The following is a 26,328-nucleotide window of genomic DNA, read 5'->3' as shown; positions in this document are numbered from 1 at the left end:
GTTCTTCAAACCCCCACGAGCGACTGCAGCAGCAGACGGACGCTCTTGCGCAGCTGGCCGGCGTCCAGACCTGCGCCGTGGGCCAAACGCGTGTCGGCAGGAACGGTTCCCGCGATCTGCGCGGCGGTCTTCAGCGAGCGGGCGGCGGCCTTGGCCCTTCCTTGGTCGAGCAGCAGCAGCCCCAGGTGATAGTGGGCCATGGCGAAGCCGCGATCGAGATAGATCGCCCGCTTGAACGCCGCCTCGGCCGAAGCCGGACGTCCCAGCGCGCGCAGCACCAGGCCGTCGTGCAGGTGCAGGGCCGGATCCTCGGGCGCGACCGCCAGGGCCTGGCGGCAGGCGGCTTCGGCGGCGGGATAGTCGCCGCCGTCGGCCAGGCGTCGAACGGTTTCCACCAGATCGGTGGCCGGCGGGGCGGGCGTAGGGACGGACGTCGGGATCGGCGCGGGCCGCCACGGGGGCAACGGAGCCTCCGCCGGGGGGAGATGCTGCGCGGGCTCGGGCTCCGGCGCGGCGAAGGCCTCGAAGCTGGGGCCCGGCTGGAGCGGTCGTTCGGGATTTGGCGGGCGATAGGCCACCGTGCCCGGCAGCTGGGTGACGTCCAGCAGCTTGCCGAAGGCTGGGTTGGGTTCGGCATGGCCCAGCAGCAGCCAGCCGTCGGCCGCCAGCCGGCCGCCCAGCGCGCCCACCAACTGCTCGACCACATCGTGGTGGAAGTAGATCAGCACGTTGCGGCACAGGATCAGGTCGAACTCGGTCAGCTCCAGCGGCGGGGCGGGGCCCAGGAGGTCGAGCAGGTTCTGGCGCTCGAAGCGGACGAGGCCGCGATAGGCGCTCTTCAGCGTCCAGGTGTTGCGGGCGGTCTCGGTGAACCACTTGCCGCGATCGGCGTCGCTGACCGCCCGCAGCGCCCAGCGGCCGAACTGGCCCTTGCGCGCGGTGTCGAGGAAGGCGGCGTTGATGTCGCCGCCGAGGATCGAAATCCGCCAGTCGCTGATCGCCTCGCCCAGCATCTGCGACAGCAGGATGGCGATCGAATAGGGTTCGGCGCCCGTGGCGCAGCCGGCGCTCCAGATCCGGATCCGCCTGTCCTGCGCCTTACGCTCCAGGATGTCGGGCAGGATCGTTTCGCGCAGCGCCGTGAACTGCTCGGCGTAGCGGAAGAAGAACGTTTCCCCGATCGTGATCTCGGTCTCGAGCGCGGCCCACTCCGCCTCGCCGTCGTCGCCGTCCAGTCGTCGCAGATAGGCCGTGACGTCGCGGTCGCGGTTGGCCAGCAGACGACGCTGTACGCGGTCCCACAGCACGTCGTCCTTGTCGGCGTAATAGTGGTGGCCGGTGCGCGCGATCACCGCTCGCTTCAGGCGCTGGAACGGCTCGTCGGCGGCGAGAGCGAGGGGCGCCGCCCGTGGCGGTTTCACGCGGGGGTGCTTTCCCACTGGGCCAGGCGCTCCTGCGCGCGGCGGGCGAACTCGTCCAGGCGGGCCTTCTCTTCGGCCAGCAGCAGGTGCTCAGGCGACAGGACCGGCGTCAGGCGGCCGTCGATCAGGGCGGTTTCGGCTACGCAGCCGCCCAGGCTGTCGGCCTCCTCGACGGGGTGGGTGTCGGGCGCATGAGCGGCGGCGTCGGTGACGCGGTCGACCAGCAGGGTCACGGCCGGCGCCCCTGCCAGTGGGCGCAGACGGATCAGGTGGCGGTAAAGGGCGGGGGCGGGGTCGCCGCCCTCCGACTCCAGAAGGCGGTCGAGCGCCAGGGCCGCGACGGCCTCGCCGCCCAGATTGACGAAGCCCGCCAGCACGCGCGGCGCGCCGGGCGCGGCGACCAGCTCCGGCACAGGCAGGATCTCGGCTACCGCGGCCTGCGGCAGGGCCGCTTCCAGCGCGCCGGCGCGGAAGGTCACATAGAGACTGCTGGTCATTCTAGGCTCCGCAACGGATCGATCCTGCCTGCCCGCGAGTCAGGCCGGATCGAGGCCGATCAGCAGCAAACGCCCGTTCATGGTCAAGGTTGCATCGGTATCGACAATCAGCGCGTCCTCGGCCTCCAGGATCTGGTCGCCGACCCGCGCCGGGGCCAGCGCCACCAGCACGGTGATCTGTGCTTCGGCGGTGACCGTCGCTGCGCCGTCGATGCGCCGGACCGAGCCCCGCCAGGCGCCGCGTCGGACCATCAGGTTCAGATCGCGGATCGGGCCCGCGTCCAGCGTTGCGGACGCCGCCGCGTCGCCGGGGAAGGGCATGGGGGGCGAGGTCTCGTCCAGCACGACCTCGCCCTGTCCCTCGATGGTCAGCCGCAGGCCGGTTCCGGCGATCACCGTCAGCACCCGGTCGACGCCGGGAAAGACCGAGAACGGACCGGCCTTAGCGACCTGCGCGACGCTCAGCCGCCAGTCGAAGGCGGATAGGTCCGCCCCCGGCGGCTGGGCGGCGATCTCCCAGGTCGTCCCACCGCCGTTCTTCCACTGCGCGGGTGTGCGATCGGCGGCGGGCAGGTGGCGCACTAGAGAATACCCGGCAGGTCCAGGCCGTGCTCTCGCGCGCAGTCCCACGCGATGTCGTAGCCCGCATCGGCGTGGCGCATCACGCCCGTGGCCGGGTCGTTCCACAGCACCCGCTCGATGCGCTTGGCGGCCGCGTCGGTGCCATCGCAGACGATGACCATGCCCGAGTGCTGCGAGAAGCCCATGCCCACCCCGCCGCCGTGGTGCAGCGACACCCAGGTGGCGCCCGAGGCGGTGTTGAGCAGGGCGTTCAGCAGCGGCCAGTCCGACACGGCGTCGGAGCCGTCCATCATCGCCTCGGTCTCGCGGTTGGGCGAGGCGACCGAGCCGCTGTCGAGATGGTCGCGGCCGATGACGACCGGCGCCTTCAACTCGCCCTTGGCGACCATCTCGTTGAACGCCAGGCCCAGACGGTGGCGATCGCCCAGGCCCACCCAGCAGATGCGGGCCGGCAGGCCCTGGAACTTGATCCGCGCCCCGGCCATGTCGAGCCAGTTGTGCAGGTGTCGGTCGTCGGGGATCAGTTCCTTGACCTTGGCGTCGGTCCTGGCGATGTCTTCCGGATCACCCGACAGCGCGGCCCAGCGGAAAGGGCCGATCCCGCGACAGAACAGCGGGCGGATATAGGCCGGCACGAAGCCGGGGAAGTCGAAGGCGTTCGCCACGCCTTCCTCCAGCGCCATCTGGCGGATGTTGTTGCCGTAGTCGACGGTGGGCACGCCAGCGGCCTGGAAGTCGAGCATGGCCTGGACGTGCACGGCCATCGAGGCGCGGGCGGCCTTGTTGACGCTGGCCGGGTCACGCTCCCTGGCGTCGGCCCACTGCTCTAGGCTCCAGCCCGCCGGCAGGTAGCCGTTGATCGGGTCGTGGGCGCTGGTCTGGTCGGTCAGGAGGTCGGGACGGATGCCGCGCTTGAACATCTCCGGCAGCAGTTCTGCGGCGTTGCCCAGCAGGCCGACCGAGATCGGGGTCTTGGCCGCGCACGACTGCTCGATCCAGACCAGGGCCTCGTCCAGGCTGTTTGTCGACCTGTCGAGATAGCCGGTGCGCAGCCGCATCTCGATCCGCGACGGCTGGCACTCGATGGCCAGGCACGAGGCGCCGGCGAACACGGAGGCCAGCGGCTGGGCGCCGCCCATGCCGCCCAGGCCCGCCGTCAGCAGCCATTTTCCGGAGAGGTCGCCCGCATAGTGCTGACGCCCCATCTCGACGAAGGTCTCGTAGGTGCCCTGCACGATGCCCTGGGCGCCGATATAGATCCACGAGCCGGCGGTCATCTGGCCGTACATGGCCAGACCCTTCTTATCCAGTTCGTTGAAGTGCTCCCAATTGGCCCAGCGCGGCACTAGGTTGGAGTTGGCGATCAGTACGCGCGGCGCGTCGGCATGGGTGCGGAACACGCCGACCGGCTTGCCCGACTGGACCAGCAGGGTCTGGTCGTCTTCCAGCCGGCGCAGGGTCTCGACGATCTTGTCGTAGCTTTCCCAGTCGCGCGCCGCGCGGCCGATGCCGCCATAGACGACCAGCTCCTCGGGCCGTTCGGCGACGTCGGGATGCAGGTTGTTCATCAGCATCCGAAGCGGGGCTTCGGTCAGCCAGGATCTGGCGGTGAGTTCCGTACCGGTGGCCGGGCGGATGACGCGGGTGTTGTCGAGGCGGGTCATTCAGATCTTTCGGCGCAGCCGTCAGGCCTTGAAAGCGAAGTCCACGCAGGCCTTCAGCACGTCGCCCAGAACGCTGCGCATCGGCGCGGCCTTCAGCGGGCGGTAGGGCGAGGGCCAGGATTGCGGGGTGATGCGGGGCGAGGGGTCGTCGATATAGCCTCGGCAGGCCAGTTCCATCTGCACGGCGTGGATGCCGCGCTCCGGCTTGCCGTAGTGGCGGGTGATCCAGCCGCCCTTGAAGCGGCCGTTGGTGACTAACGGCTGGCCGGAGCTTTCGCAGGCGGCTTCGACCGCCGCCGCCAGCGCCGGGTCGCAGCTGGCCCCGCTGTTGGTGCCGATGTTGAACACCGGCAGCTCGCCGGGGAACAGCCTGGGCGCCCGTGAACGGATCGAGTGCGCGTCGTAGAGCACGACCTTGCCGTGCTGCGCCAGCAGCCGATCGATCTCGGTCCGCAGGGCGTCATGATAGGGCACAAACCAGCGCTCGCGGCGGGCGGCGATCTCGGCTGCGTCCGGCTCCTGGCCCTCGGCGTAGAGCCGCTCGCCGTCGAAGGTGTCGGTGGGGCAAAGGGCGGTGGTCGCCATGCCGGGATAGAGCGAGGCGCCCGACGGGTCGCGATTGACGTCGATCACCGTGCGCGACAGGCAGGTGCGCACCGTCGTCGCGCCCAGGTCGTCGGCGAAGTTGTAGAGCCGCTCCACCCACCAGTCGGCGTCCTTGCGGGCCAGCCAGGGCGAAACCAGGCGCTTTTCGATCTCGTCGGGGATGTACGATCCCGAGTGGGGAATGCTGACGATCAGGGGCGCGTCGCCGCGCCAGACTTCCAGCCAGTCGTTCATGTGGTCGCTCCGGGCAAGGGAACGCCGGCCGCCGCGCTCACGATCGCACCGGTCCGCACAAGGATGTTGGCCGCTTCCATGTCGGGATGGAAGTGGCGGTCGTCCGACAGATGCGGCACCTTCTCGCGCACCGCCTTGCGCACCGCCTCGAGAGCGATGCCGGAGGTCAGCGGCGCGTGGAAGTCGCAGCCCTGCGCGGCGGCCAGGAGTTCAATGCCGATCACCGCCGTCGCGTTCTCCACCATCGACAGCAGGCGGCGCGCCCCGTGGGCGGCCATCGACACGTGGTCTTCCTGGTTGGCCGAGGTCGGGATGGAGTCGACGCTGGCCGGATAGGCCTTCTGCTTGTTCTCCGAGACCAGGGCCGCGGCCGTGACCTGCGGGATCATGAAGCCGGAGTTGAGGCCGGGCTTGGGCGTCAGGAACGCCGGCAGGCCCGACAGCGCGGGGTCGACCAGCATGGCGATGCGGCGCTCGGCGATCGAGCCGATCTCGCAGACCGCCAGGGCGATCATGTCGGCGGCGAAGGCCACGGGCTCGGCGTGGAAGTTGCCGCCGGACAGGGCTTCGTCCGCCTCCGGGAAGATCAGGGGATTGTCCGACACGCCGTTGGCCTCGGTGGCCAGTGTCGACGCCGCCTGGCGCAGGACGTCGAGCGCGGCGCCCATCACCTGCGGCTGGCAGCGCAGGCAGTAGGGGTCCTGAACCCGCTCGTCCTGCTTCAGGTGCGAGGCGCGGATGTCTGAGGCCGCCATCAGGCTTCGCAGGGCGGCGGCGGTCTCGATCTGGCCGGCGTGGCGGCGCAGGGCGTGGATGCGCGGGTCGAAGGGGGTGTCCGAGCCCTTGGCGGCCTCGGTCGAAAGCGCGCCGGTGACCAGGGCCGACTGGAACAGCACCTCGGCCTCGAACAGGCCGGCCAGGGCGTTGGCGGTCGAGAACTGGGTGCCGTTCAACAGGGCCAGGCCCTCCTTGGGACCCAGCTCGACGGGCGCGAGGCCGGCTCGGCTAAGCGCTTCGAGAGCCGGTTTCCTGACGCCGCCGACGTCGATCTCGCCGACCCCGATCATGGTCGCGGCCATGTGCGACAGCGGCGCGAGGTCCCCCGAGGCGCCGACCGAGCCCTGGCCGGGCACTACCGGCGTCAGGCCCAGGGCCAGCATGGCCTCCAGGAGCTTCACCGTCTCGACCCGCACGCCCGAGGCGCCTTGAGCCAGGCTCGCCAGCTTCAGGGCCATCATCAGGCGGATCACCGCGACCGGCGAGGGCTCGCCCGTGCCGGCGGCGTGGGACAGCACGATATTGCGCTGGAGCGTGGCCAGGTCCTCGTCGCCGATGCGCACGCTGGCCAGTTTTCCAAAGCCCGTATTGATGCCGTAGACCGGCTCGCCCTTGGCCAGGATGCGGGTCACCGCCGCGGCGCTTTCGGCGATTACCGGCCAGGCCTGATCCGACAGCCGCGCGGCCGCGCCCCGATAGACCGACTTCCATTGGGCAAGGCTGACCTCGCCGGGATTGAGGACGACGACTTCGGTCACGATTGGGCGCTCCAGACGCGCGCATGGAGCGGGTTGAGGCCCATGCGGTAGACAAGTTCGGCGGGACGCTCGACGTCCCAGATGGAAAGGTCGCAGGCCTTGCCGGCCTCCAGCGTGCCGCGATCGGCGAGCACGCCCAGAGCGCGGGCGGCCTCGCGGGTGACGCCGGCCAGGCACTCGTCCACAGTCAGGCGGAAGAGGGTGGCGGCCATGTTCAGGGTCAGCAGCAGGCTGGTCAGCGGCGAGGTGCCGGGGTTGCAGTCGGTCGCCAGGGCCAGCGGCACGCCGGCCGCGCGCAGGGCGTCGATGGGCGGCGGCTTGGTCTCACGGACGAAGTAGTAGGCGCCGGGCAGCAGCACCGCCGTCGTGCCGGCCTTGGCCATGGCGGCGACGCCCGACCCGTCCAGATGCTCCAGGTGATCGGCCGACAGCGCTCCGAACTCGGCTGCGAGCGCGGCGCCATGCAGGTTCGACAACTGCTCGGCGTGCAGCTTCACTGGCAGGCCGTGGGCGCGGGCGGTCGTAAACACGCGGCGGATCTGGGCGGGCGAGAAGCCGATGCCTTCGCAGAAGCCGTCCACCGCGTCGGCCAGCCGCTCGGCGGCCACGGCGGGGATCATCTCGTTGCAGATCAGGTCGATATAGCCGTCGGCGTCGCCCTTGAATTCCGGCGGCAGGGCGTGGGCGCCGAGGAAGGTGGTTTTGACCGACACCGGGCGGGCCGTGGCCAGGGCCCGGGCGGCGCGCAGGCTCTTCAGTTCGTGCTCCAGCGACAGGCCATAGCCGGATTTGACCTCGATGGTCGTCAGGCCCTCGGCGATCAGGGCGTCCAGGCGGGGCAAGGCGGCGGCGACCAACTGGTCCTGGCTCGCTTCGCGGGTGGCCTTCATGGTCGAGACGATGCCGCCGCCAGCCCGGGCGATCTCTTCGTAGCTGGCGCCGGCCAGCCGCAGTTCGAACTCGTGGGCGCGGTCGCCGCCGAAGACCAGGTGGGTGTGGGGGTCGATCAGGCCCGGCGTGATCCAGCGGCCTTCGCAATCGACAGTCTCGGCCGCGTCGAAGGCGGGGGCCTCATCGGCGGGGCCAGCATAGACGATCCGGCCGTCCATGGCGGCGATCAACCCGTCCTCGACGATGCCCAGTCCAGGCGCGCCTTCGGCCAGGGTCGCAAGCCGGGCCTTGATCCAAACCCGATCGCACCGCATCGCCAGCGCCTCCCGTGACGTCCTGAGTCGTGCTCCGCGACCCTTGCGGCGCGGTTCAATATGTATAGACATATTCGCGAGCGACGAGGATTGTCCAGTGAGCGACGCCGAGAATCTTGAAGGCCCCGACGACGCGCCGGAAGAGGTCGTCATCGAGACCGCCTGCGACCCGGCTCCGCAGCCCGTCGCAACCGAGGCCGCTCCAAAGGACGTCGTCGTCTGGTGCGAAAGCGCCTTGCTGGCCGACGGCTGGGCCAAGGGTGTGCGCCTGACCCTCTCCGAGGGCCGCATCGCCCGCATCGACACCGACGTCGCGGCCGGCAGCGAACCTCGCCTGGGCGCGGCCCTGCCGGGCATGCCCAACCTGCACAGCCACGCCTTCCAGCGGGCCATGGCCGGCCTGACCGAGGCGCGCGGAGAGGGGGGCGACAGCTTCTGGACCTGGCGTGAGCTTATGTACCGCTTCGTCGAGCGGCTGGATCCCGACGCCCTGCAGGCCATCGCGGCCATGGGTCAGGTCGAGATGCTGGAAAGCGGCTTCACCCGCGTCGGCGAGTTCCACTACCTGCACCACGACAGGGACGGCGCGACCTTTGACAACCCGGCCGAGATGGGGGCGAAGATCGCTGCGGCGGCGCAGGAGACGGGCATCGGCCTGACCCTGCTGCCGGTGTTCTACGCCCACTCGAGCTTCGGCGGCGCCGCGCCCGGCGAGGGCCAGAAGCGCTTCGTCACCGATGTCGACGGCTATGCCCGCCTGATGGAGGCCAGCCGCGCCGCCATCGCCGGCTTGCCCGACGCGGTTGTCGGGATCGCGCCGCACAGCCTGCGCGCCATCACCGCCGACGAGCTGACCGCCATCACGCCGTTGGCGGCCGGCGGACCGATCCACATCCACATCGCCGAGCAGACCAGGGAGGTCGACGACTGCCTGGCCGCCACCGGTCAGCGTCCGGTGCGCTGGCTGATGAACCACGCCGAGGTCGGCAAGCAGTGGTGCCTGGTCCACGCCACCCATATGAACGCGGTGGAGACCGAGCGTCTGGCCAAGAGCGGCGCCGTCGCGGGTCTTTGCCCCATCACCGAGGCCAATCTCGGCGACGGCGTCTTTCCGGCGCACGACTACCAGGCCGCCGGCGGCGCCTTCGGGATCGGCTCGGACAGCAACGTGCTGATCGACGCGGCCGAGGAATTGCGGGTGCTGGAATATTCCCAGCGCCTGACCCGCCGGGCCCGCAACGTGCTGGCCGGCGGCCCCAGGCGCTCGACCGGCGGCGAGCTGTGGCGCGCGGCCGTGGCGGGCGGCAGCCAGGCCCTGGGCGCTGGCCGACCGGGCCTGCGCCGGGGCGCGCCGGCCGACTTCGTCACCCTCGATCGCGAGCATCCGGCCATCGTCGGTCGCAACGGCGACGCCCTGATCGACAGCCTCGTCTTCGCCGGTCGCTTCGGGGCGATCGACAGCGTCTGGCGTGCGGGTCGACCCGTGGTTTCGGGCGGTCGCCACCGGCATCGCGAGGCCATCGCCGAGCGCTATCGCCGGGTTCTGAAGGACCTGCTGTCGTGATCCCGCTGCACCAGCGCATTCGCGACGAGATCGAGGGGCTGATCCGTTCCGGCGCCTGGGCGCCGGGTCATCGCGCGCCCTCCGAGACCGAGTTGATGGCCCAGTACGGCTGTTCGCGGATGACGGTGAACAAGGCGATGTCGGCCCTGGCCGAGGCCGGGCTGATCGTCCGTCGCCGCCGGGCCGGCTCGTTCGTCGCCCGGCCAAGGGTGCACTCCACCGTCCTCGACATTCCCGACATCCAGGCCGAGATCACCGCCCGGGGCGAGACCTATGGCTTCGTGCTGCTGGCGGCCGAGCGCCGTCCCGCCGATCCTGATGACGGCGACGAGGTCGAGCTGGCGGGGGAGGGCGACCTGGTCGCGCTGCGCGGCCTGCATGTAGCCGGCGGCCGGCCGTTTGCCCTGGAGGATCGGCTGATCAGCCTCGCGGCCGTGCCCGAGGCCGCCGCCGCCGACTTCGCCGCCGAGCCGCCCGGCGCCTGGCTGCTGCACCACGTGCCGTGGACGGAAGCGGAAAGCCGCATCAGCGCCATCGGCGCCGAGCCCGCCGTCGCCGAGCTGCTGGCCCTGGACGTCGGCGCGGCCCTGCTGGCCGTCGAGCGCCGCACCTGGAGGGCCGGCGAGCCGGTCACCCGCGTGCGCCAGCTGTTCCCCGGCGAAGCCTACGACCTGATCGCGCGGTTCGGCCCGGCGCGCTGAGGCGCGGTCTTTCAGGCGCCTCGCGTCGACCGCTCGGCCCATGCCGCGCCGCCGCCCGGGACCAAGTGCGCGTCTACGCCTCCAACCTGTTCGGCGCGCTGCGAAGACCACGATCGTCTGGTTCACCCCCAGCTGGCCTTCGTGTTCGTGCTGGCCGGCGTGCTGTGGCTGGGGCTGTCGCAGATCTGACGGCGTTCTGCCGATTTATTGTTCGCGGGCGGACTTTATCCCCGTCTGTCCGCGGCGGGTGTCATGACAGCTTTGCAAGCGGCTGTTATCCGAACGGCGTGTTGCGGAAATAATCAACAACCGCAGACACTTCCACGTAAAAAGGGGATTACTTCGTGTTCAAGACCACCCTCGGCCGGTCGGCGCTGATGCTGACCAGCGCGCTCGGCGCGCTCGCGTTCGCCGCCGCCGCCAACGCCCAGGAAGCCAACGACTCCACCAGCCTCGAAGAGATCATCGTCACCGCCGAGCGCCGCTCTGTGAACCTGCAGGACACGCCGGTGTCGGTCGGCGTGGTCGCCGGCGACCAGCTGCGCGCCATCCAGGGCGGCGGCGACGATATCATCTCGCTGTCGGGCAAGGTTCCGAGCTTCTACGCCGAGACCACCACGGGCCGCATCTTCCCGCGCTTCTACATCCGGGGCCTGGGCAATATCGACTTCTACCTCGGCGCTTCCCAGCCGGTGTCGATCATCCAAGACGACGTCGTCCTCGAGCACGTGGTGCTGAAGTCGAACCCGGTGTTCGACGTCCAGCAGGTTGAAGTGCTGCGCGGTCCGCAGGGCTCGCTGTTCGGCCGCAACACCACCGCCGGCATCGTCAAGTTCGACACCATCCGCCCCAGCGAGACCTTCCAGGGCCGCGCCAGCGCCTCGTACGGCACCTACGGCACGACCACCTTCGACGGCGGCATCGGCGGCCCGATCGCCGGCGACAAGCTGATGTTCCGCGTCTCGGCCCTGTACCAGCACCGCGACGATTGGGTGGACAACACCTTCGCCGGCACGAGTCTCGACGGCACCGTCACCCCGCGCAAGAACGCCATGGGCGGCTTCGACGAGAAGGACGCGCGTCTGCAGATCCTGGCCAAGCCGACCGAGCAGCTGACGGTCCTGGCCGCGGCCCACGTGCGCAACTACGAGGGGACCTCGACCCTCTTCCTGCGCAACGCCATCAAGAAGGGCTCGAACGTCGTCAACGCCCCGCGCGACAGCGTCGCCTACGACGAGGCGCACGACAATCCGCAGGCCTATGACACCAAAGGCGCCTCGCTGAACGTCGCCTACGACTTCGGCGGCATGACCCTGACCTCGATCAGCGCCTACGAGACGACCAGCGGCTACAGCCGCGGCGACACCGACGGCGGCGCCGGCGCCAACTTCCCGGTCGGCGGCGTGGCCAACGGCTTTGGCCAGTCGATGGGCCAGATCCGCGACCTTGACCAGCTGACCCAGGAAATCCGCCTGGCCAGCAATGGCGAGGACCGCCTGAAATGGCAGGTCGGCGCGCTGTACTTCGACTCGCGCGACACCACCGACTTCTACCAGCGCGGCTACTTCCTCAACACCGGCGTGGCGGCGCGCAATCCCAACAACTGGGTGCGCCTAGACAACCTCAACACCTCGTGGGCCCTGTTCGGCCAGGTCAGTTACAAGGTGACCGACGCCCTGACCATCACGGCCGGTGCGCGCGACACCTACGACGCCAAGAAGACCCGCCTGGCCAAGACCTCGCTGACCGCCGCCGGCGCCGACACCTATACGGGTCGTCGCTTCGTGCGCCTGTCGGACGAGCAGCCCAGCTGGGACCTGAGCGCCCTCTATGAAGTGAACCCCGACCTCAGCGTCTATGCGCGGGTGGCCAAGGGCTTCCGCGGTCCGACCATCCAGGGCCGTTCGGCGGTGTTCAACTCCGACTTCACGACCGCCGACTCCGAGACGATCCTGTCGTGGGAAGCCGGCTTCAAGAGCGTCCTGCTCGACAACAGCCTGCGCCTGAACGCCTCGGCCTTCACCTACAAGGTCAGCGACATCCAGCTGAACGGCAACGACGCCAACGGCAACGGCGTGCTGTTCAACGCCGACGAGGCCAAGGCCTATGGCATGGAAGCCGACGCCGAGTGGCGCCCGATCGCCAACCTGACCCTGACGGCGGGCCTGAGCCTGCTGCACAGCGAGATCAACGACAAGCGGGTCTACGCCCAGGTCTGCGCGCTCAACAGCGTGGTGGTCTGCACCGTCAAGACGCCGACGATCGCGATCCCGGGCGCCTTCGGCACGAACTACTTCACCCAGATCGACGGCCAGCCGCTGCCCAACGCGCCCGAGTACAACCTCAGCTTCACGGCGCGCTATGAGCTGCCGGTGGGCGCCGACGGCAAGCTGTTCGCCGCCACCGACTGGAACAAGCAGGGCTATACGAACTTCGTGCTGTACGACACGGCCGAGTTCTACTCGAAGGGCAACTTCGAAGGCGGGCTGAAGCTCGGCTACGAAGGCGGCGACGGCGCCTACGAGATCGCTCTCTTCGGTCGCAACATCACCAACGAGAAGAACCTCAAGGGCGTGATCGAGAACTACATGGCGGCCGTCTACAACGAGCCGCGCATCGTCGGGATCTCGCTCAGCGCCAAACTGCGTTGATCTTGAGCTTCTGAACTGAAAGAGCGCCCTCCGAACTTCGGTTCGGGGGGCGTTTTTCTTGGAACCTCCCCCTGTGGGGGAGGCGGCCGAAGGCCGGTGGGGGACGTTTTCAGCTGCCGCTGCGTTGGCCGGCTTCGCACCAACTCCCCCCACCGATCGCTACGCGATCTCCTCCCCCTTCAGGGGGGGTCTTTATAGCGACTGCCCGTCGTCCACGGTGAATACCGACCCCGTCACCGAGCGCGAGGCGTCCGAGGACAGGTACAGCGCCGTCGCCTCCAGGTCGGAGGTGTCCATCAGCCGCTTCCTCGGGAAGCCCGAGACCAGCTTCTTACCGCCCTCGCTGTCGAACCATTCGTCGTTGAGTTCGGTGCGGATGTAGCCGGGGCACAGGACGTTGACGTTGATGCCCGCCTTCGCCCACTCGCGAGCCAGACTCTTGCCCATGTGGGCCGTGGCGGCCTTGGACGCGCAATAGGCGGTGATGCCCGGCAGGACCTTGTGCGCCCCGATCGAGGCCACCAGCAGCACCCGGCCGCGCGCCTCGACGCCGGCCTTGATCATCCGCCGCGCGCCCTCGCGTGCGGTCAGGAACACGCCGCGGGTGTTGACCCCGAGGATCTTGTCGAAGTCCTCGATGGCGATATCCAGAGCCGAGGCCCGGACGTTGATCCCGGCGTTGGCGATTACCGAGTTGGGCGGGCCCCAGGCGGCTTCCAAAGCGTCGTAGGCGGAGATCACCGAGGCCTCGTCCTCGACGTCCATGGAGACGGCGAGGGCCGCGCCGCCGGCCGCCTCGATCTCGCCGACCAGCGCCGCCAGCCGGTCGGCCCGCCGCGCCGCGACCGCCACCCGCGCGCCGGCCTTGGCGGCGGCGAGCGCCAGGTTCGCGCCGATGCCCGATGAGGCTCCGGTGATCAGCACGGTGCGGCCGGAAAGATCGGTCATGGCTTATGCTCCCTCGTTCCGGAGGGAGCATACGGGCGTTTGAAAGACTTAGGCCAGCCCCGGTCCTTCGATCTTCACCACCGGGGTGAAGGCCGGGCGGCGTTCGGGCAGGGTGATGCGCAGGCCCTTGGCGTCTCGGGTGAAGGGGAGGGGATCGCCGCCCAGCAGCGAGACCCTGCGCACCTCGCCGCTCGCATGCGGCGCGCCCACGGCCAGGCTCTCGATCACCATCTCGCGGCCCGGCTCGACCAGCGGCAGGGCGTAGAGCGCGCCGGCCTTGGTGGTGAAGCGGATGTCGCGAGCCTCGAACGGCTTGGCGTCGCCCTCGTTCTGCATGCCCTCGACGAGACGCGTCGGGCCCTCGCCGTAGATCTTCCACGGACGGGTCGAGTAGATCGCCTCGCCGTTGACGGCGATCCAGCCGGCCATGTCGGCCAGCACCTTGGCCTCCTTGTCGTCGATCGAGCCGTCGCCGCGCTGGGGGATCGACAGCATCAGCGTGCCGTTCTTGCTGACCACGTCGGTCAGGCGCTGGATCACGTCCTTGGCGGTCTTGTAGCCGTTGCGCTCGTAGAGCCCGCGATCGTAGTGCCAGTTGCCGATGCAGGTGTCGGTCTGCCAGGGCTCGTCGCGCAGGCGGTCGGAGAAGCCGCGCTCGACGTCTTCCACGATGGCCTTGCGCTGGAAAGGCGTCAGCTTCTTGCCGGTCACCACCACGTCTGTCCTGCCGAACTGGCGCATGGCGTTGTTGTAGAAGTGCGCAGTCGCCTCCAGCCCCGCCTGGCCCAGCGGCAGGGCGTAGTTGTCGAAATAGACCATGTCGGGCCTGTAGCGGTCGACGAGGTCGTTCTGACGCAGCAGCCAGTTGCGCACGAATGCGGGGTTGTTGGGCGGCGGGGTCTCGATCCACTCGCCGTCGTGCTTGTCGTGCCAGGCGTTGGCCTGCGCGATGGAATTGATCCCATCGGGGATCACCATGTTCGGGCCGGTATAGAGCTCCTGCGGATCCAGGCCCTCCCACCACTTGCCCTTGCCGTCGGCCTTCTTCAGGCGGAAGGCGTCGTAGCGCTGGCCCTTCAGCGGGCCTTCTGCATCATAGCCATAGGCGGTCTGCCACCAGTGCCAGGCGTGGGCGGCGTGGTTGGAGACGGCGAACTTCATCCCGTGACGGCGAGCGACCTTTTCCCAGGTCCCGACGATGTCGCGCCTGGGCCCCACCCGCGTCGAGTTCCAGGCGTGGTGGCGGCTGTCGAACAGGTCGAGATTGTCGTGGTGGTTGGCCATCGACATGAAGAACTTCGCGCCGGCGGCGACATAGGACTTCATCAGGGCTTCGGAATCCCAGGCGTCGGCCTTCCAGCGTGGAATGAACTCCATGAAGCCGAACTGCGTCGGGTGCCCGTAGGTCTTCACGTGGTGTTCGTAGAAGGGGTTGCCCTGCTGGTACATCTGGCGGCCGTACCAGTCGCCGTATTCTGGCACGCACTGCGGACCCCAGTGCGACCAGATGCCGAGCTTGGCGTCGCGGAACCAGTCCGGCGTCCTGTAGCCGGCCGCCAGCGACTCCCAGGAAGCCTTGAAGGGACCGCGTCCCGTTCCGCTTTGGGGCGCGGCCAGGGCGGGCGAGGCGGCGAGGCCGGCGGTCGCGCCCAGAAGGGCGCGGCGGGTGAAGGGCATGGACAGGCTCATTCTACTGGACCGGCGTCAGGCGCACGGCCGCGCCGCCGCTGGCGGCGAGTTTCAGGGTCAGGGTCGAGGTGGCGGAGACGGATGGAGTCGAACCCTCGATAGAGGTCGGCGTCGCCCCGTCCTGGCGGACGTCGGCCTTCCACGCGCCCTTGCCCAGGAAGCCGAGCGGGACCTTCAACGTCCGGGCGGTCTCGTTGTTGAGCGCGCCGATCCACCATTCAGAGCCCTTGCGGCGGGCGATCACGATCGACTGGCCGATCTCGCCGGTCACATAGCGCACCTCGTCCCACGCAGTCGGCACGGCGGCGGCGAAGTCCAGGCCCGCCGGGCTTTCGGCATAGGTGTCGGGGCTGTCGGCGACGATGGTGAAGGGGCTGTCGTAGACCACGAACATCGCCAGGGCCTGGCCGCGGGTCGTCTGCACGAACGGCAGGCGGTCGCGCGGCTCGAACGCCTCGGGCGTCACGTTTCGGAAGCCGCCCGGCGTGTAGTCCATCGGCCCCAGCAGCATCCGCGTATAGGCCAGCATCACGTTGTGGCTCGCGGTGATCCGCGCGCTCCACTTGTTGTATTCGGCCCCCAGCACGCCTTCCTGGGTCAGGTAGTGGGGATAGGTGCGGATCAGGCCGGTTGGGTGATAGGCCCCGTGCAGGTCGACCATCAGGTGGTGCTGGGCGGCCTTCTTCAGCAGGCGATGGTAGAAGTCGACCATCTGCTGGTCGTCACGGTCCATGAAGTCGACCTTGATCCCCTTGACGCCCCACCGCTCGTAGAGGGCCAGGGCCTCGTCCATCTGGGCGTCCAGGGCCTTCCAGTTCAGCCACAGCCAGACGCCGACCTTTCTGTCCTGGCCGTAGGCGATCAGGCCGGGCAGGTCGAGTTCGGGCTTGGGGCGGGTGACGTCGACGCCCGGACGCACCACCGAGGCGCCGCCGGCCCCGACGTTCCAGCCCTCGTCGATCAGCATGTATTCCAGGCCGTTGGCGGCGGCGAAGTCGATATAGGCCTTGATGGTCTGTGGGTTCATGCCGGCGTCGGGCACGGCCTTCAGCGCCGGGCCGTTCCACCAGTCCCAGGCGGCCTTGCCCGGCTTGATCCAGCTTGTGTCCTCGACCACCGACGGCGCGCTCAGCGTGGTCAGCAGCGTGTTCTCGACCAGCTGGCCGGCCTTGGGCGCGATCATGATCACCCGCCAGGGCGAGATCACGTCGGCGCCCAGCCGGGTCTTCACCGCCGTGCCCGAACCGTCGAGGCGCGGCGACAGCTTGACCGACAGGCCCAGGCGCCCGTCGCCGCGGCCGGTCAGGTACATGCCGGCCCAGTCCTTCAGATCGGCCTCGGCGATGGCGAAGGCGGCGTTGTCGCCCTGGCAGACCAGCGGAGCGTCGAACAGGTTGTGCTCGCGGAATTTCGAGGCCTGCACGGCGTCGAACTCGCCTTCATGGCTGGTGCCGAACTTGCCGAGATTGAGCCCCCAGCAGCCGTAGTCCCTGGGGAAGGAAAAGCCGGTCACTTCGTCGTTGATGTTCGTGGCGGCGGTCGTCTCCTGCTCGGGCAGCACATAGCGGAAGGCTGCCCCCTGGTCGTAGGCCCGGAAGATCACCCGCAGCTTGCGGCCGCCTTCCTCCTGGAAGTCGACGGCCAGTTCGTTTCGTTTTTGAGCCACGTGGCTGACCTTGGCGGCCGGCAGGTCGTAGGCGTCCTCGCCGCTCGACGTCTGCGCGCCGACGATCTTCACGCCGTATGAAAAGCGACCACCCTTGGAGAGCTCAAGGCCCAGGCCCGAGGGGGCGATCAGGGTCTTGCCCCGGTAAGCGACTGCATAGCGCGCCTGTCCCGACTCGTCGGAGACTTGGATCGAGACAGCGCCATCTGGGGAGGAAAGGGTGCGGGTTTCGGCGGAGGCTTTCGCGCCATACAGCGCTGTCAATGCGGCTCCAGCCAGAAAGGCGCTCCGAACGACCCCCATGCAACGTCTCCCTAAAATTCGTTGTCTCAGTGTTTGTCGTATTAATTAGACCGTGTATGCATCGGCGTCGAGCTTTCGATACCGGTAACATCCAGGCGGCTTCCAGACCGCCCAAAGCAAGGAAGAGCGGGGGAGCATGAACACCAGGACCCTGACCATCGCCCTGATGGCGACCACCCTTCTGTCGGCTCCGGCCTTCGCCGCCGACGGTCCCAAGAGCACCGCCCATCCGGCCCTGTGGCCCGCGGCCAAGAGCCAGGGCCTGGTCGATCCGGCCACTGAAGCCTTCGTCGACGGCCTGCTGGCCAAGATGACGCTGGAGGAGAAGATCGGCCAGATGATCCAGGCCGACACCGCCTCGATCAAGGCCGAGGACCTCAAGACCTATCCGCTGGGCTCGATCCTGGCCGGCGGCAGCTCTCCGCCCCTGGGCGCGCCCGACCGCTCGCCGATCGGCCCCTGGGTCGACACCGTCAAGGCTTTCCGCGACGCGGCGGCCCAGCGCGGCGGGACGAACATCCCGCTGATGTTCGGCATCGACGCGGTGCACGGCAACAACAACCTCGTCGGCGCGACGCTCTTCCCGCACAACATCGCCCTGGGCGCGGCCCATGACCCTGAACTGATCCGCAAGATCGGCGCCGCCACGGGCCAGGAGACAGCGGTGTCAGGCTTCGACTGGGCCTTCGGTCCGACCCTGGCCGTGCCGCGCGACGACCGCTGGGGCCGCAGCTACGAGGGCTATTCGGAAGACCCTGCGATCGTCCGCCAGTACGCCCGCGAGATGATCCTGGGCCTGCAGGGCGCCGTCAGCGAGGGCCAGGCTCTGCAGAAGGGCCATGTGGCGGCCAGCGCCAAGCACTTCCTGGGCGACGGCGGCACCACCAACGGCAAGGACCAGGGCGACACCCAGGTTTCGGAAGCCGAGCTGATCCGCCTGCACGCCCAGGGCTACGTCCCGGCCATCAACGCCGGGACCATGACCATCATGGCCTCGTTCAACAGCTGGAACGGCCAGAAGATGCACGGCAACAAGTCGCTGCTGACCGACGTGCTGAAAGGGCGCATGGGCTTCGACGGCTTTATCGTCGGCGACTGGAACGGCCACGGTCAGGTCGAGGGCTGCACGCCGACCAACTGCGCCCAGGCCGCCAATGCGGGCCTGGACATGTACATGGCCCCCGACAGCTGGAAGGGCCTCTATGACAGCCTGCTGGCCCAGGCCAAGTCGGGCGAGGTGCCGATGGCCCGCATCGACGACGCCGTGCGCCGCATCCTGCGCGTGAAGGCCAAGCTCGGTCTCTTCCGCGCCGACCGTCCGTGGGAAGGCCGCGAGGGCGTGCTCGGTAACGCCGACCACCGCGCCATCGCCCGCGAGGCCGTGGCCAAGTCGCTGGTGCTGCTGAAGAACAACGGCGGCGTGCTGCCGATCAAGGCCAGCGCCAAGGTGCTGGTCGCCGGCTCGGGCGCCGACGACGTCGGCCAGCAGACGGGCGGCTGGACCCTGTCGTGGCAGGGGACCGACAACAAGAACAGCGACTTCCCCAACGCCCAGTCGATCTATTCGGGCTTCAAGGAGGCGGTCGAGGCCTCGGGCGGCAGCGCTGCGCTCAGCGTCGACGGCAGCTTCGCCGACAAGCCTGACGTCGCCGTCGTGGTGTTCGGCGAGCAGCCCTATGCCGAGGGCGTGGGCGACCTGAAGACCCTCGAGTACCAGCAAGGCGACAAGACCGACCTTGCGCTGCTGAAGAAGCTCAAGGCCGCTGGCGTGCCCGTGGTGGCCGTGTTCCTGTCGGGCCGCCCGCTGTGGGTGAACCCCGAGATCAACGCCTCTGACGCCTTCGTCGCCGCCTGGCTGCCGGGCTCGGAAGGCGGCGGGATCGCCGACGTCCTGGTCGGCGACGCCGCCGGCAAGCCGCGCCGCGACTTCAACGGCAGGCTGTCGTTCAGCTGGCCCAAAACCGCCGCCCAGTTTGCGCTGAACAAGGGCGACAAGAACTACGCGCCGCTGTTCGCCTACGGCTACGGCCTGACCTACAAGGCCGGCCGCACCGTTCCCAAGCTGTCGGAAGTCTCGGGCGTGACCGCCATCGCGGCCAACGACAGCAACTACTTCGTCGGCGGCAAGACCCCGGCGCCGTTCGAGTTCCGCCTGCTGCCGACCACCTCGGTGCACATCAAGCCGGTCGACGCCGGCAACGTGCAGGAGGCCGGCCGCCAGCTGACCTTCGCCGGCGGAGTTCCGGCCGCCGCCGAGATCGCCGCCGACAAGGCCTTCGACCTGACCTTCCAGACCAACGCCGAGATCGCCCTGCAGGTGAACTGGCGCGTCGACGCCGCGCCTTCGGCAAAGACCACCCTCGGCATCGGCGCCGGCAGGCTCGACGTCACTTCGGTGCTGTCGGGCGCCAAGGTCGGCGAGTGGACCAGCCTGAAGGTGCCGCTGAAGTGCTTCCAATCGGCCGGCACGGACGTGACCAAGGTCGAGGCCCCGTTCTCGCTGGCCACGGCCGGAACCCTGGCGGTCTCGATCAGCGGCGTGAAGCTGACCACCGACCCGACCGGCACGACCTGCCCGGCCAAGGCGGACTGACTCACTCTCGCTCCCCCCATAAGAAAGTCATCGCCCGCTTCATGCGGGCGACCCAAGCTGGATCCGCCGATGTCGCTTGGGTCGCCCGGACAAGCCGGGCGATGACGTCGAGGGAGGGGGTATTGTAAGCTTGAAGCAGCGGAGACCTCGCGTGCGCCTGACCCGTCACCTGCTCGCCGGGGCCGCCCTGGCCTTCGCCGCTCCGGCGACCGCCGCTCCGCTGCTGGCCTCGGTGTTCACCGACCATGCCGTACTGCAGCGCGACCAGCCGATCCGGATTTGGGGCGTGGCCGCGCCCAACGCCGTGGTCGCCCTTGATCTTTCCGGCGAGCAGGGCCTGGCCACCGCCGACGCCAAGGGCCGCTGGGTCGCCCTGCTGAACGCGCGTCCCGCGTCGGGCGAGCCCCTGACCCTGACGGTCAAGGCTGGCGCCGAAACGCAGACCGTCTCCGACCTCCTGATGGGCGACGTCTGGCTGTGCTCGGGCCAGTCGAACATGGAGTATCCGCTGCGCCGCGCCCTCAACGGCGAGGCCGAGGCGGCCGCCGCCACCGACCCGCACGTGCGCCTGCTGCAGACCGGCCGCACCAGCCTGCCCAACCCGACCGACACGCTGCCCGCCCAGGCCGCCTGGAAGGTCTCGGCCTACGAGAGCGCCAACAACTTCTCGGCCGCCTGCTATTTCATGGGCCGCGACATCCGCAACAGCACCCATGCGCCGATCGGCCTGATCGACGCCACGTGGGGCGGCTCGATCATCCAGGACTGGATCAGCGGCCAGGGCCTGAAGGCGCTGGGCGGCTATGACGAGGGCCTGTCGGTGCTGGCCGACTACGCCAATGACCCGGCCAAGGGCATGGCCCGCTGGGGCGCGATGCTCGACCGCTGGGCGGCCAGGGTCGAGCCCCATGCCGCGAACTGGGCCAAGCCCGACTTCGACGACCGCGCCTGGGCGACCATGCCGGCCGAGCAGTTCTGGGAGACCAATCCAGGCCTCGAAACCTTCGACGGCACGATCTGGCTGCGCGCCGAGATCACCCTGACCAAGGCCCAGGCCGCGCTGGCCGCGACCCTGGTGCTGGGGCCGGTCGACGACATCGACACCAGCTTCGTCAATGGCCGCCAGGTCGGCTCGCAGGAGGGGTGGGACTTCAAGCGCGCCTACGCGGTGCCGGCCGGAACCCTGAAGGCCGGCCGCAACGTCATCGCCGTGCGCGCCATCGACGTGGGCGGCGGGGGCGGGGCCTGGGGACCGGCCAAGGACAAGGGGCTGAAACTGGCCGACGGATCGTTTGTCCCGCTGGGCGGAAGCTGGCGCTATAAGGTCTCGACGAAGCTTTCCGACACGGGCCTGCCGCCGCACGCCCCGTGGCTGGGAACCTCGGGCCTGTCGACGCTGCACAACGGCATGATCGCCCCGCTGGCCCCCTACGGCGTCAAGGGCTTCGCCTGGTACCAGGGCGAGGCCAATGTCACCGAGGCCAAGGAATACGCCCGGCTGATGCCGGCCCTGATCGCCGACTGGCGCCGGGCCTTCGCCGCGCCGGACGCGCCGTTCCTGATGGTGCAACTGGCCGCCTTCGGGCCGCAGGTCGACAAGCCCGGCGTCTCGCGCTGGGCCGAGCTGCGCGATGTCCAGCGTCGCACGGTCGCCGCCGACCCGTACACCGGCCTGGCCTCGGCCGTCGATCTGGGCTCGCCCTACGACATTCACCCGGCCGACAAGTTGCAGGTGGGCCTGCGCCTGGGCGGCTTGGCCCGCAAGCTGGCCTATGGCGAAGGCCTGAACGCTTCCGGTCCCGCGCCGATCTCGGCCGTGCGCGAGGGCGGCGACGTCGTCGTGACGCTGGATCAGCCGGCTTTCGTCTACGGATCGGCGCGCCCTGCAGGATTCGAACTTTGCGACGCCGCCGAGTCGTGCCGCTTCGTCGATGCGACCGTGTACGGCGACAAGGTACGTCTCGCGGTTCCGGCGGGCTACGCCGCGGTGAAGGTCCGCTTCGCCTGGGCCGACAGTCCGGTCCTCAACCTCTATGGCCAGAACCGTCTGCCTGCGACGCCGTTCGAGCTGCCTCTCCAAGCCCCCTCTCGATGAGGGGAAAAAACGCTTCCAGCCACGCTCGTTAACCAGCAACCCCTTGCCGCATAAGGCTTTCTTTGCTCGGAAACGAGGATTTCACGTGACCGACCGCACCTGCGAAGAACTGGCCGAACTTTGGCGAGCGGTGTTCGGCGAGGCGCCGCCGATCATCACCGACCGAGAGCTCACCGTAGAGGTCCTGGTGCGCTGCCTGCCCGACGCCGAACCCTATGCGCCGCAAGCGCCGGCCACGGCAAAGCTTGAGCAGAAGGCCTCCTGAAAGCCGAATAGGCAGGATCTATCTTCGGAACTGATTTTATCGATTGGACCTATTTGCTGCATCGCGATACCTACGACGCATCCTTTTCCAACGGAGCGTCCCATGTCGCTGATCAACACCACGATCAAATCCTTCACCGCCCAGTCGTACAAGGACGGCAAGTTCGTCACGGTCAGCGACGCCGACACCAAGGGCAAGTGGTCGGTCTTCTTCTTCTACCCGGCCGACTTCACCTTCGTGTGCCCGACCGAACTGGAAGACCTGGCCGACAACTACGACGTCTTCACCCGCCTGGGCGTCGAGATCTACGCCGTGTCGACCGACACCCACTTCTCGCACAAGGCCTGGCACGACAGCTCGCCGGCCATCGGCAAGATCAAGTACCACATGGTCGGCGACCCCTCGGGCGCGATCACCAACAACTTCGAGATCATGCGTCCGGGCGTCGGCCTGGCCGACCGCGGCACCTTCCTGGTCGACCCGGAAGGCGTGATCCAGTTCATGGAAGTGACCGCCGAAGGCATCGGCCGCAACGCCATCGAGCTGCTGCGCAAGATCAAGGCCGCCCAGTACGTGGCCTCGCACCCGGGCGAAGTCTGCCCGGCCAAGTGGGAAGAGGGTGAAAAGACCCTGGCCCCCTCGCTCGACCTCGTCGGCAAGATCTAAGACTACTTGAGCTACCGCGCCGCCGCTGAACAGCGGCGGCGCAACCCTCCGATCGTTCGCCGCGTTCGATCCTCCCCCGAAAATCGAACGCACTTCCTCCTCCCCCTCGTTTTCTGGGAGCCCGTCATGCTGGACGCTGGTCTGAAGACCCAACTGAGCACCTACCTGCAGAACCTGCGCCAGCCGATCGAACTGGTCGCGTCGCTCGGCGACGACAAGGGTTCCAAGGACATGCTGGCCCTGCTGGAAGACGTCGCCGCGACGTCCGACAAGGTCAGCCTCAACCTCGCCGGCGCCGACGCCCGCAAGCCCTCCTTCGCCATCACCCGTGCGGCGGGCGACGCCGATGTGCGCTTCGCCGGCCTGCCGCTGGGCCACGAGTTCACCTCGCTGGTGCTGGCGCTGCTGCATGTCGGCGGCCACCCGCCGCGCCTCGACGCCGAGGTGATCGAGCGCATCAAGGCCCTGGACGGCGACTACAGCTTCGAAACCTATTTCTCGCAGTCCTGCCAGAACTGCCCCGACGTGGTGCAGGCGCTCAACACCATGAGCGCGCTGAACCCCCGCATCCGTCACGTCGCCATCGACGGCGCCCTGTTCCAGGCTGAAGTCGAAGAGCGCCAGGTCATGGCCGTGCCGACCATCCTGCTGAACGGCCAGCCGTTCGGTCAGGGCCGCATGGACGTCGAGCAGATCCTGGCCAAGCTCGACACCGGCGCCGAAGCCCGCATGGCCGAAAAGATCAAGACCAAGGACGCCTTCGAGGTGCTGGTCATCGGCGGTGGTCCCGCCGGCGCGGCCGCGGCCGTCTACGCCGCCCGCAAGGGCATTCGCACCGGTGTCGCCGCCGAGCGCTTCGGCGGCCAGGTGCTCGACACCATGGCCATCGAGAACTTCATCTCGGTGCAGCACACCGAAGGCCCCAAGCTGGCCACGGCGCTGGAGCAGCACGTCAAGCAGTACGACGTCGACGTGATGAACCTGCAGAAGGCCGTCGGCCTGGTGGCCCCCAAGGCCCCGGGCGGCCTGATCGAGGTCAAGCTCGAGAACGGCGCCAGCCTGAAGTCGCGCACCGTGATCCTGTCCACCGGCGCCCGCTGGCGGAACGTCAACGTGCCCGGCGAGGCCGAATACAAGAACAAGGGCGTGGCCTATTGCCCGCACTGCGACGGCCCGCTGTTCAAGGGCAAGCGCGTGGCGGTGATCGGCGGCGGCAACAGCGGCGTCGAGGCGGCCATCGACCTGGCCGGCATCGTCGCCCACGTCACCCTGATCGAGTACGACAGCCAGCTGCGCGCCGACGCCGTCCTGCAGCGTAAGCTCGCCAGCCTGCCCAACGTCACCATCGTCACCTCGGCCATGACCACCGAGATCCATGGCGATGGTTCGAAGGTGAACGGCCTGACCTACAAGGACCGCAACCACGACGTGGCCCACCGCGTCGACCTGGAAGGCGTGTTCGTGCAGATCGGCCTGGTGCCCAACACCGAGTGGCTGAAGGACTCGGGCGTGGCCCTCTCCAACCGCGGCGAGATCGAAGTCGACTATCGCGGCGAGACGACCATGCCGGGGGTCTTCGCGGCGGGCGATGCGACCACCACGCCGTACAAGCAGATCATCATCGCCATGGGCGAGGGCGCCAAGGCCTCGCTGTCGGCCTTCGACTACCTGATCCGCCTTCCCACGGAGCAGGCCGAAGCGGCCTGATCGGCTTTAGAGACTGAAAAAGCGAAGGCCCGGGCGAGCGATCGTCCGGGCCTTTTGCTTGGCTTCAGGCCACCGCCGCCTGGATCCCCGCCAGCAGGTTGGCGGCCGTGATCGGCTTGGCCACGTGCAGGTCGGCGCCGGCGGTCAGGGCCTCGTTGCGGTGCTTCATCAGCGCGTTGGCGCTGAGCATGATGATCGGCGTGCGTGCGGCTCCACGCTCGATCTCCAGGGCGCGGATGGCGCGCGTGGCGGTCAGGCCGTCCATGCGCGGCATCTGCATATCCATCAGCACGATGTCGAAAGAGCTTTCGCCGAAGGCGGCGATCGCCTCGAAGCCGTCGCCCACGGTGACGACATCTGCGCCCTGGCTGGCCAGGATCAATTGGGCCACCCGCTGGTTGGTCGGATGGTCCTCGACCAGCAGCACGCGCAGGGGATGGTCGGACAGGTCGACGGGCTCGGGAGGCGGCACGGCCGCGGCGTCCACCCCGACGGCGTCCTGCAGGCGGGGCAGGCTGACCGAGACCGTGAAGCGGCTGCCGACGCCGGGCCGCGACGTCGCCGAGATCTCGCCGCCCATCATCTCGACCAACGACCGACAGATCGCCAGCCCCAGGCCCGTGCCGCCGAAGCGGCGGCTGATCGACTCGTCGGCCTGGCCAAAGCGGGTGAACAGCGTCGCGGCCTGGTCGGCGTCGAAGCCGATGCCGGTATCCTCGATTTCGAAGGTCAGGTGCGTGCGGCCGTCGGCCTCGCTTGAGACGACGCGCAGGACGATCCCGCCGTGGTCGGTGAACTTGATGGCGTTCGACAGAAGGTTGCCGATCACCTGGCTCAGCCGCATGCCGTCGCCCAGGTGGCGGCCACCAGTCATCGGCGGGCGCTCGACGGTGAAGGAGAGGCCCTTCTCCTGCGCCCGGCGGCGCATGACCTCGACCCCGGGTCGAAGCGCCTGGTCGAGGTTGAACGAGCGGTTCTCCAGCTGCAACTGGCCGGCTTCGATCTTGGAGACGTCGAGGAAGTCGGACACCAGCCGCTCCAGCGTCGCGCCGGAGTCGCGCACGAGCTCGATCATCTCGACCTGTTCGGGCGTCAGCGCGGTGCGCGACAGGGCGTCGACGATGCCGATGACGCCGTTCAACGGCGTACGGATCTCGTGGCTGATATTGGCCAGGAAGTCGCTCTTGGCGCGGTTGGCCGCCTCGGCCGCGGCCTTGGCCTCGATCAGCTGGCGTTCGGCCGCAACGCGGTCGGTGACGTCGCGGGCCACGCCATAGATGCGGTCGCCCGAGCGCTGGGCCCGCCATTCCAGCGTGCGGTAGTGGCCGTCGGCATGGCGATAGCGGTTGATGAAGCCCAGGACGGGGTCGCCGTCCCTGCGGTTCTCGACCTCGACGACGCTGTCGCGCGTGCCCGGCATGTCGTCGGGATGCACCAGGCGCAGCAGCGGTCGGCCCTCCATCTCCTCGGGCCGGTGGCCCAGCTGCGTCTCCCACGAGCGGCTGGCCTTCAGCACCACGCCCGCCAGGTCGCGAATGATCAGCAGGTCGAGCGAGACCTCGAAGAACGAACTGGCGTTGACGAGCAGGGCGTCCTTGGCGACCGCCTGAGCCATTGATCCAAGTCCCCCGAAGCGCCGACTAGACTTCAGCCTAGCGCATCAAGGTTAAATTCCAATATCAGCAATCCATTGCATATTTAGTCGCGTGAACGGGCCTTGAATTCGCGATGCTCTT

General features: G+C 68.7%; 19 protein-coding genes. 8 read left to right on the top strand and 11 right to left on the bottom strand.

Going from position 1 to position 26,328, the window contains the following annotated elements; translation table 11 throughout:
• Positions 1-5: 5 nt before the first annotated feature.
• Genes DDF67_RS14060 through hutI form a run of 7 tightly spaced genes read right to left on the bottom strand, consistent with a single transcriptional unit; the run spans position 6 to position 7,744 of the window.
• A complete protein-coding gene (locus DDF67_RS14060) occupies positions 6-1,421 on the bottom strand; it encodes a CheR family methyltransferase (protein ID WP_109101487.1) in 1,416 nt (471 codons plus the stop codon).
• Positions 1,418-1,918, bottom strand: coding sequence for a chemotaxis protein CheW (locus DDF67_RS14055; protein ID WP_109101486.1), 501 nt, complete (start codon positions 1,916-1,918; stop codon positions 1,418-1,420). Before DDF67_RS14055 ends, DDF67_RS14060 begins: the two co-directional genes overlap by 4 nt.
• 39 nt (positions 1,919-1,957) lie before the next feature.
• The gene (locus tag DDF67_RS14050; protein WP_109101485.1) at positions 1,958-2,500 is read right to left on the bottom strand and encodes a HutD/Ves family protein; all 543 of its coding nucleotides are present in this window, start codon (positions 2,498-2,500) and stop codon (positions 1,958-1,960) included.
• Positions 2,500-4,164, bottom strand: coding sequence for a urocanate hydratase (gene hutU / locus DDF67_RS14045; protein ID WP_109101484.1), 1,665 nt, complete (start codon positions 4,162-4,164; stop codon positions 2,500-2,502). The genes DDF67_RS14050 and hutU overlap by 1 nt, the downstream gene beginning before the upstream one ends.
• Positions 4,165-4,185: 21 nt before the next feature.
• Positions 4,186-5,004 carry an N-formylglutamate deformylase gene (gene hutG / locus DDF67_RS14040; protein ID WP_109101483.1) on the bottom strand — a complete coding sequence of 273 codons (819 nt, stop codon included), beginning with the start codon at positions 5,002-5,004 and terminating at the stop codon, positions 4,186-4,188.
• Positions 5,001-6,554 (bottom strand): histidine ammonia-lyase, encoded by a 1,554-nt coding sequence (hutH, locus tag DDF67_RS14035; RefSeq protein WP_109101594.1) that lies wholly within the window; start codon positions 6,552-6,554, stop codon positions 5,001-5,003. Before hutH ends, hutG begins: the two co-directional genes overlap by 4 nt.
• Positions 6,536-7,744 carry an imidazolonepropionase gene (gene hutI, locus DDF67_RS14030; protein ID WP_109101482.1) on the bottom strand — a complete coding sequence of 403 codons (1,209 nt, stop codon included), beginning with the start codon at positions 7,742-7,744 and terminating at the stop codon, positions 6,536-6,538. Before hutI ends, hutH begins: the two co-directional genes overlap by 19 nt.
• A gap of 97 nt (positions 7,745-7,841) precedes the next feature.
• On the opposite strand from hutI, the gene DDF67_RS14025 reads away from it, so the two are divergent.
• From DDF67_RS14025 to DDF67_RS14015, 3 genes are all read left to right on the top strand, one after another.
• A complete protein-coding gene (locus DDF67_RS14025; protein WP_456297802.1) occupies positions 7,842-9,308 on the top strand; it encodes a formimidoylglutamate deiminase in 1,467 nt (488 codons plus the stop codon).
• Positions 9,305-10,009: a histidine utilization repressor gene (hutC, locus tag DDF67_RS14020; protein WP_109101480.1), complete on the top strand. Its 705-nt coding sequence runs from the start codon at positions 9,305-9,307 to the stop codon at positions 10,007-10,009. The genes DDF67_RS14025 and hutC overlap by 4 nt, the downstream gene beginning before the upstream one ends.
• A gap of 377 nt (positions 10,010-10,386) precedes the next feature.
• Positions 10,387-12,660: a TonB-dependent receptor gene (locus tag DDF67_RS14015; RefSeq protein ID WP_199229243.1), complete on the top strand. Its 2,274-nt coding sequence runs from the start codon at positions 10,387-10,389 to the stop codon at positions 12,658-12,660.
• A 192-nt stretch (positions 12,661-12,852) separates the two neighbouring features.
• On the opposite strand, the gene DDF67_RS14010 is transcribed toward DDF67_RS14015, so the two are convergent.
• From DDF67_RS14010 to DDF67_RS14000, 3 genes are read right to left on the bottom strand one after another with little or no spacing between them, the layout of a single operon-like run.
• The gene (locus DDF67_RS14010; RefSeq protein ID WP_109101478.1) at positions 12,853-13,608 is read right to left on the bottom strand and encodes an SDR family oxidoreductase; all 756 of its coding nucleotides are present in this window, start codon (positions 13,606-13,608) and stop codon (positions 12,853-12,855) included.
• A 48-nt stretch (positions 13,609-13,656) separates the two neighbouring features.
• On the bottom strand, positions 13,657-15,297 hold the full coding sequence (locus tag DDF67_RS14005; protein ID WP_233247660.1) for an alpha-L-fucosidase: 1,641 nt from the start codon (positions 15,295-15,297) through the stop codon (positions 13,657-13,659).
• Position 15,298: 1 nt separating this feature from the next.
• Complete coding sequence (locus DDF67_RS14000) at positions 15,299-17,266, bottom strand: glycoside hydrolase family 97 protein (protein ID WP_109101477.1); 1,968 nt, start codon at positions 17,264-17,266, stop codon at positions 15,299-15,301.
• Between the two features lie 136 nt (positions 17,267-17,402).
• On the opposite strand from DDF67_RS14000, the gene DDF67_RS13995 reads away from it, so the two are divergent.
• From DDF67_RS13995 to ahpF, 5 genes are all read left to right on the top strand, one after another.
• On the top strand, positions 17,403-19,859 hold the full coding sequence (locus DDF67_RS13995; RefSeq protein ID WP_109101476.1) for a glycoside hydrolase family 3 protein: 2,457 nt from the start codon (positions 17,403-17,405) through the stop codon (positions 19,857-19,859).
• A gap of 151 nt (positions 19,860-20,010) precedes the next feature.
• Positions 20,011-21,954 carry a sialate O-acetylesterase gene (locus DDF67_RS13990; protein ID WP_233247659.1) on the top strand — a complete coding sequence of 648 codons (1,944 nt, stop codon included), beginning with the start codon at positions 20,011-20,013 and terminating at the stop codon, positions 21,952-21,954.
• 85 nt (positions 21,955-22,039) lie between these two features.
• Complete coding sequence (locus tag DDF67_RS13985; protein ID WP_109101475.1) at positions 22,040-22,219, top strand: hypothetical protein; 180 nt, start codon at positions 22,040-22,042, stop codon at positions 22,217-22,219.
• Between the two features lie 102 nt (positions 22,220-22,321).
• Positions 22,322-22,885: an alkyl hydroperoxide reductase subunit C gene (ahpC, locus tag DDF67_RS13980; protein WP_101718084.1), complete on the top strand. Its 564-nt coding sequence runs from the start codon at positions 22,322-22,324 to the stop codon at positions 22,883-22,885.
• 126 nt (positions 22,886-23,011) lie between these two features.
• Positions 23,012-24,592, top strand: a complete 1,581-nt coding sequence (gene ahpF, locus DDF67_RS13975; RefSeq protein ID WP_109101474.1) for an alkyl hydroperoxide reductase subunit F — start codon at positions 23,012-23,014, stop codon at positions 24,590-24,592.
• Between the two features lie 64 nt (positions 24,593-24,656).
• On the opposite strand, the gene DDF67_RS13970 is transcribed toward ahpF, so the two are convergent.
• A complete protein-coding gene (locus DDF67_RS13970; protein WP_109101473.1) occupies positions 24,657-26,207 on the bottom strand; it encodes an ATP-binding protein in 1,551 nt (516 codons plus the stop codon).
• Positions 26,208-26,328: the final 121 nt, after the last annotated feature.

Source organism: Caulobacter endophyticus (genome assembly GCF_003116815.1).
Classification (GTDB): domain Bacteria; phylum Pseudomonadota; class Alphaproteobacteria; order Caulobacterales; family Caulobacteraceae; genus Caulobacter; species Caulobacter endophyticus.
Note: the sequence above shows the minus strand (reverse complement) of the source record. Positions and strands in the feature narration are given on the sequence as shown.

Coding starts and splice junctions, on each gene's coding strand:
- DDF67_RS14005 (WP_233247660.1), bottom strand. CDS start 15,297: ATGAGCCTGTCCATGCCCTTCACCCGCCGCGCCCTTCTGGGCGCGACC.
- ahpF (WP_109101474.1), top strand. CDS start 23,012: ATGCTGGACGCTGGTCTGAAGACCCAACTGAGCACCTACCTGCAGAAC.
- DDF67_RS14055 (WP_109101486.1), bottom strand. CDS start 1,918: ATGACCAGCAGTCTCTATGTGACCTTCCGCGCCGGCGCGCTGGAAGCG.
- hutG (WP_109101483.1), bottom strand. CDS start 5,004: ATGAACGACTGGCTGGAAGTCTGGCGCGGCGACGCGCCCCTGATCGTC.
- hutI (WP_109101482.1), bottom strand. CDS start 7,744: ATGCGGTGCGATCGGGTTTGGATCAAGGCCCGGCTTGCGACCCTGGCC.
- DDF67_RS14000 (WP_109101477.1), bottom strand. CDS start 17,266: ATGGGGGTCGTTCGGAGCGCCTTTCTGGCTGGAGCCGCATTGACAGCG.
- DDF67_RS13970 (WP_109101473.1), bottom strand. CDS start 26,207: ATGGCTCAGGCGGTCGCCAAGGACGCCCTGCTCGTCAACGCCAGTTCG.
- ahpC (WP_101718084.1), top strand. CDS start 22,322: ATGTCGCTGATCAACACCACGATCAAATCCTTCACCGCCCAGTCGTAC.
- DDF67_RS13995 (WP_109101476.1), top strand. CDS start 17,403: ATGAACACCAGGACCCTGACCATCGCCCTGATGGCGACCACCCTTCTG.
- DDF67_RS14010 (WP_109101478.1), bottom strand. CDS start 13,608: ATGACCGATCTTTCCGGCCGCACCGTGCTGATCACCGGAGCCTCATCG.
- hutU (WP_109101484.1), bottom strand. CDS start 4,164: ATGACCCGCCTCGACAACACCCGCGTCATCCGCCCGGCCACCGGTACG.
- DDF67_RS14015 (WP_199229243.1), top strand. CDS start 10,387: ATGCTGACCAGCGCGCTCGGCGCGCTCGCGTTCGCCGCCGCCGCCAAC.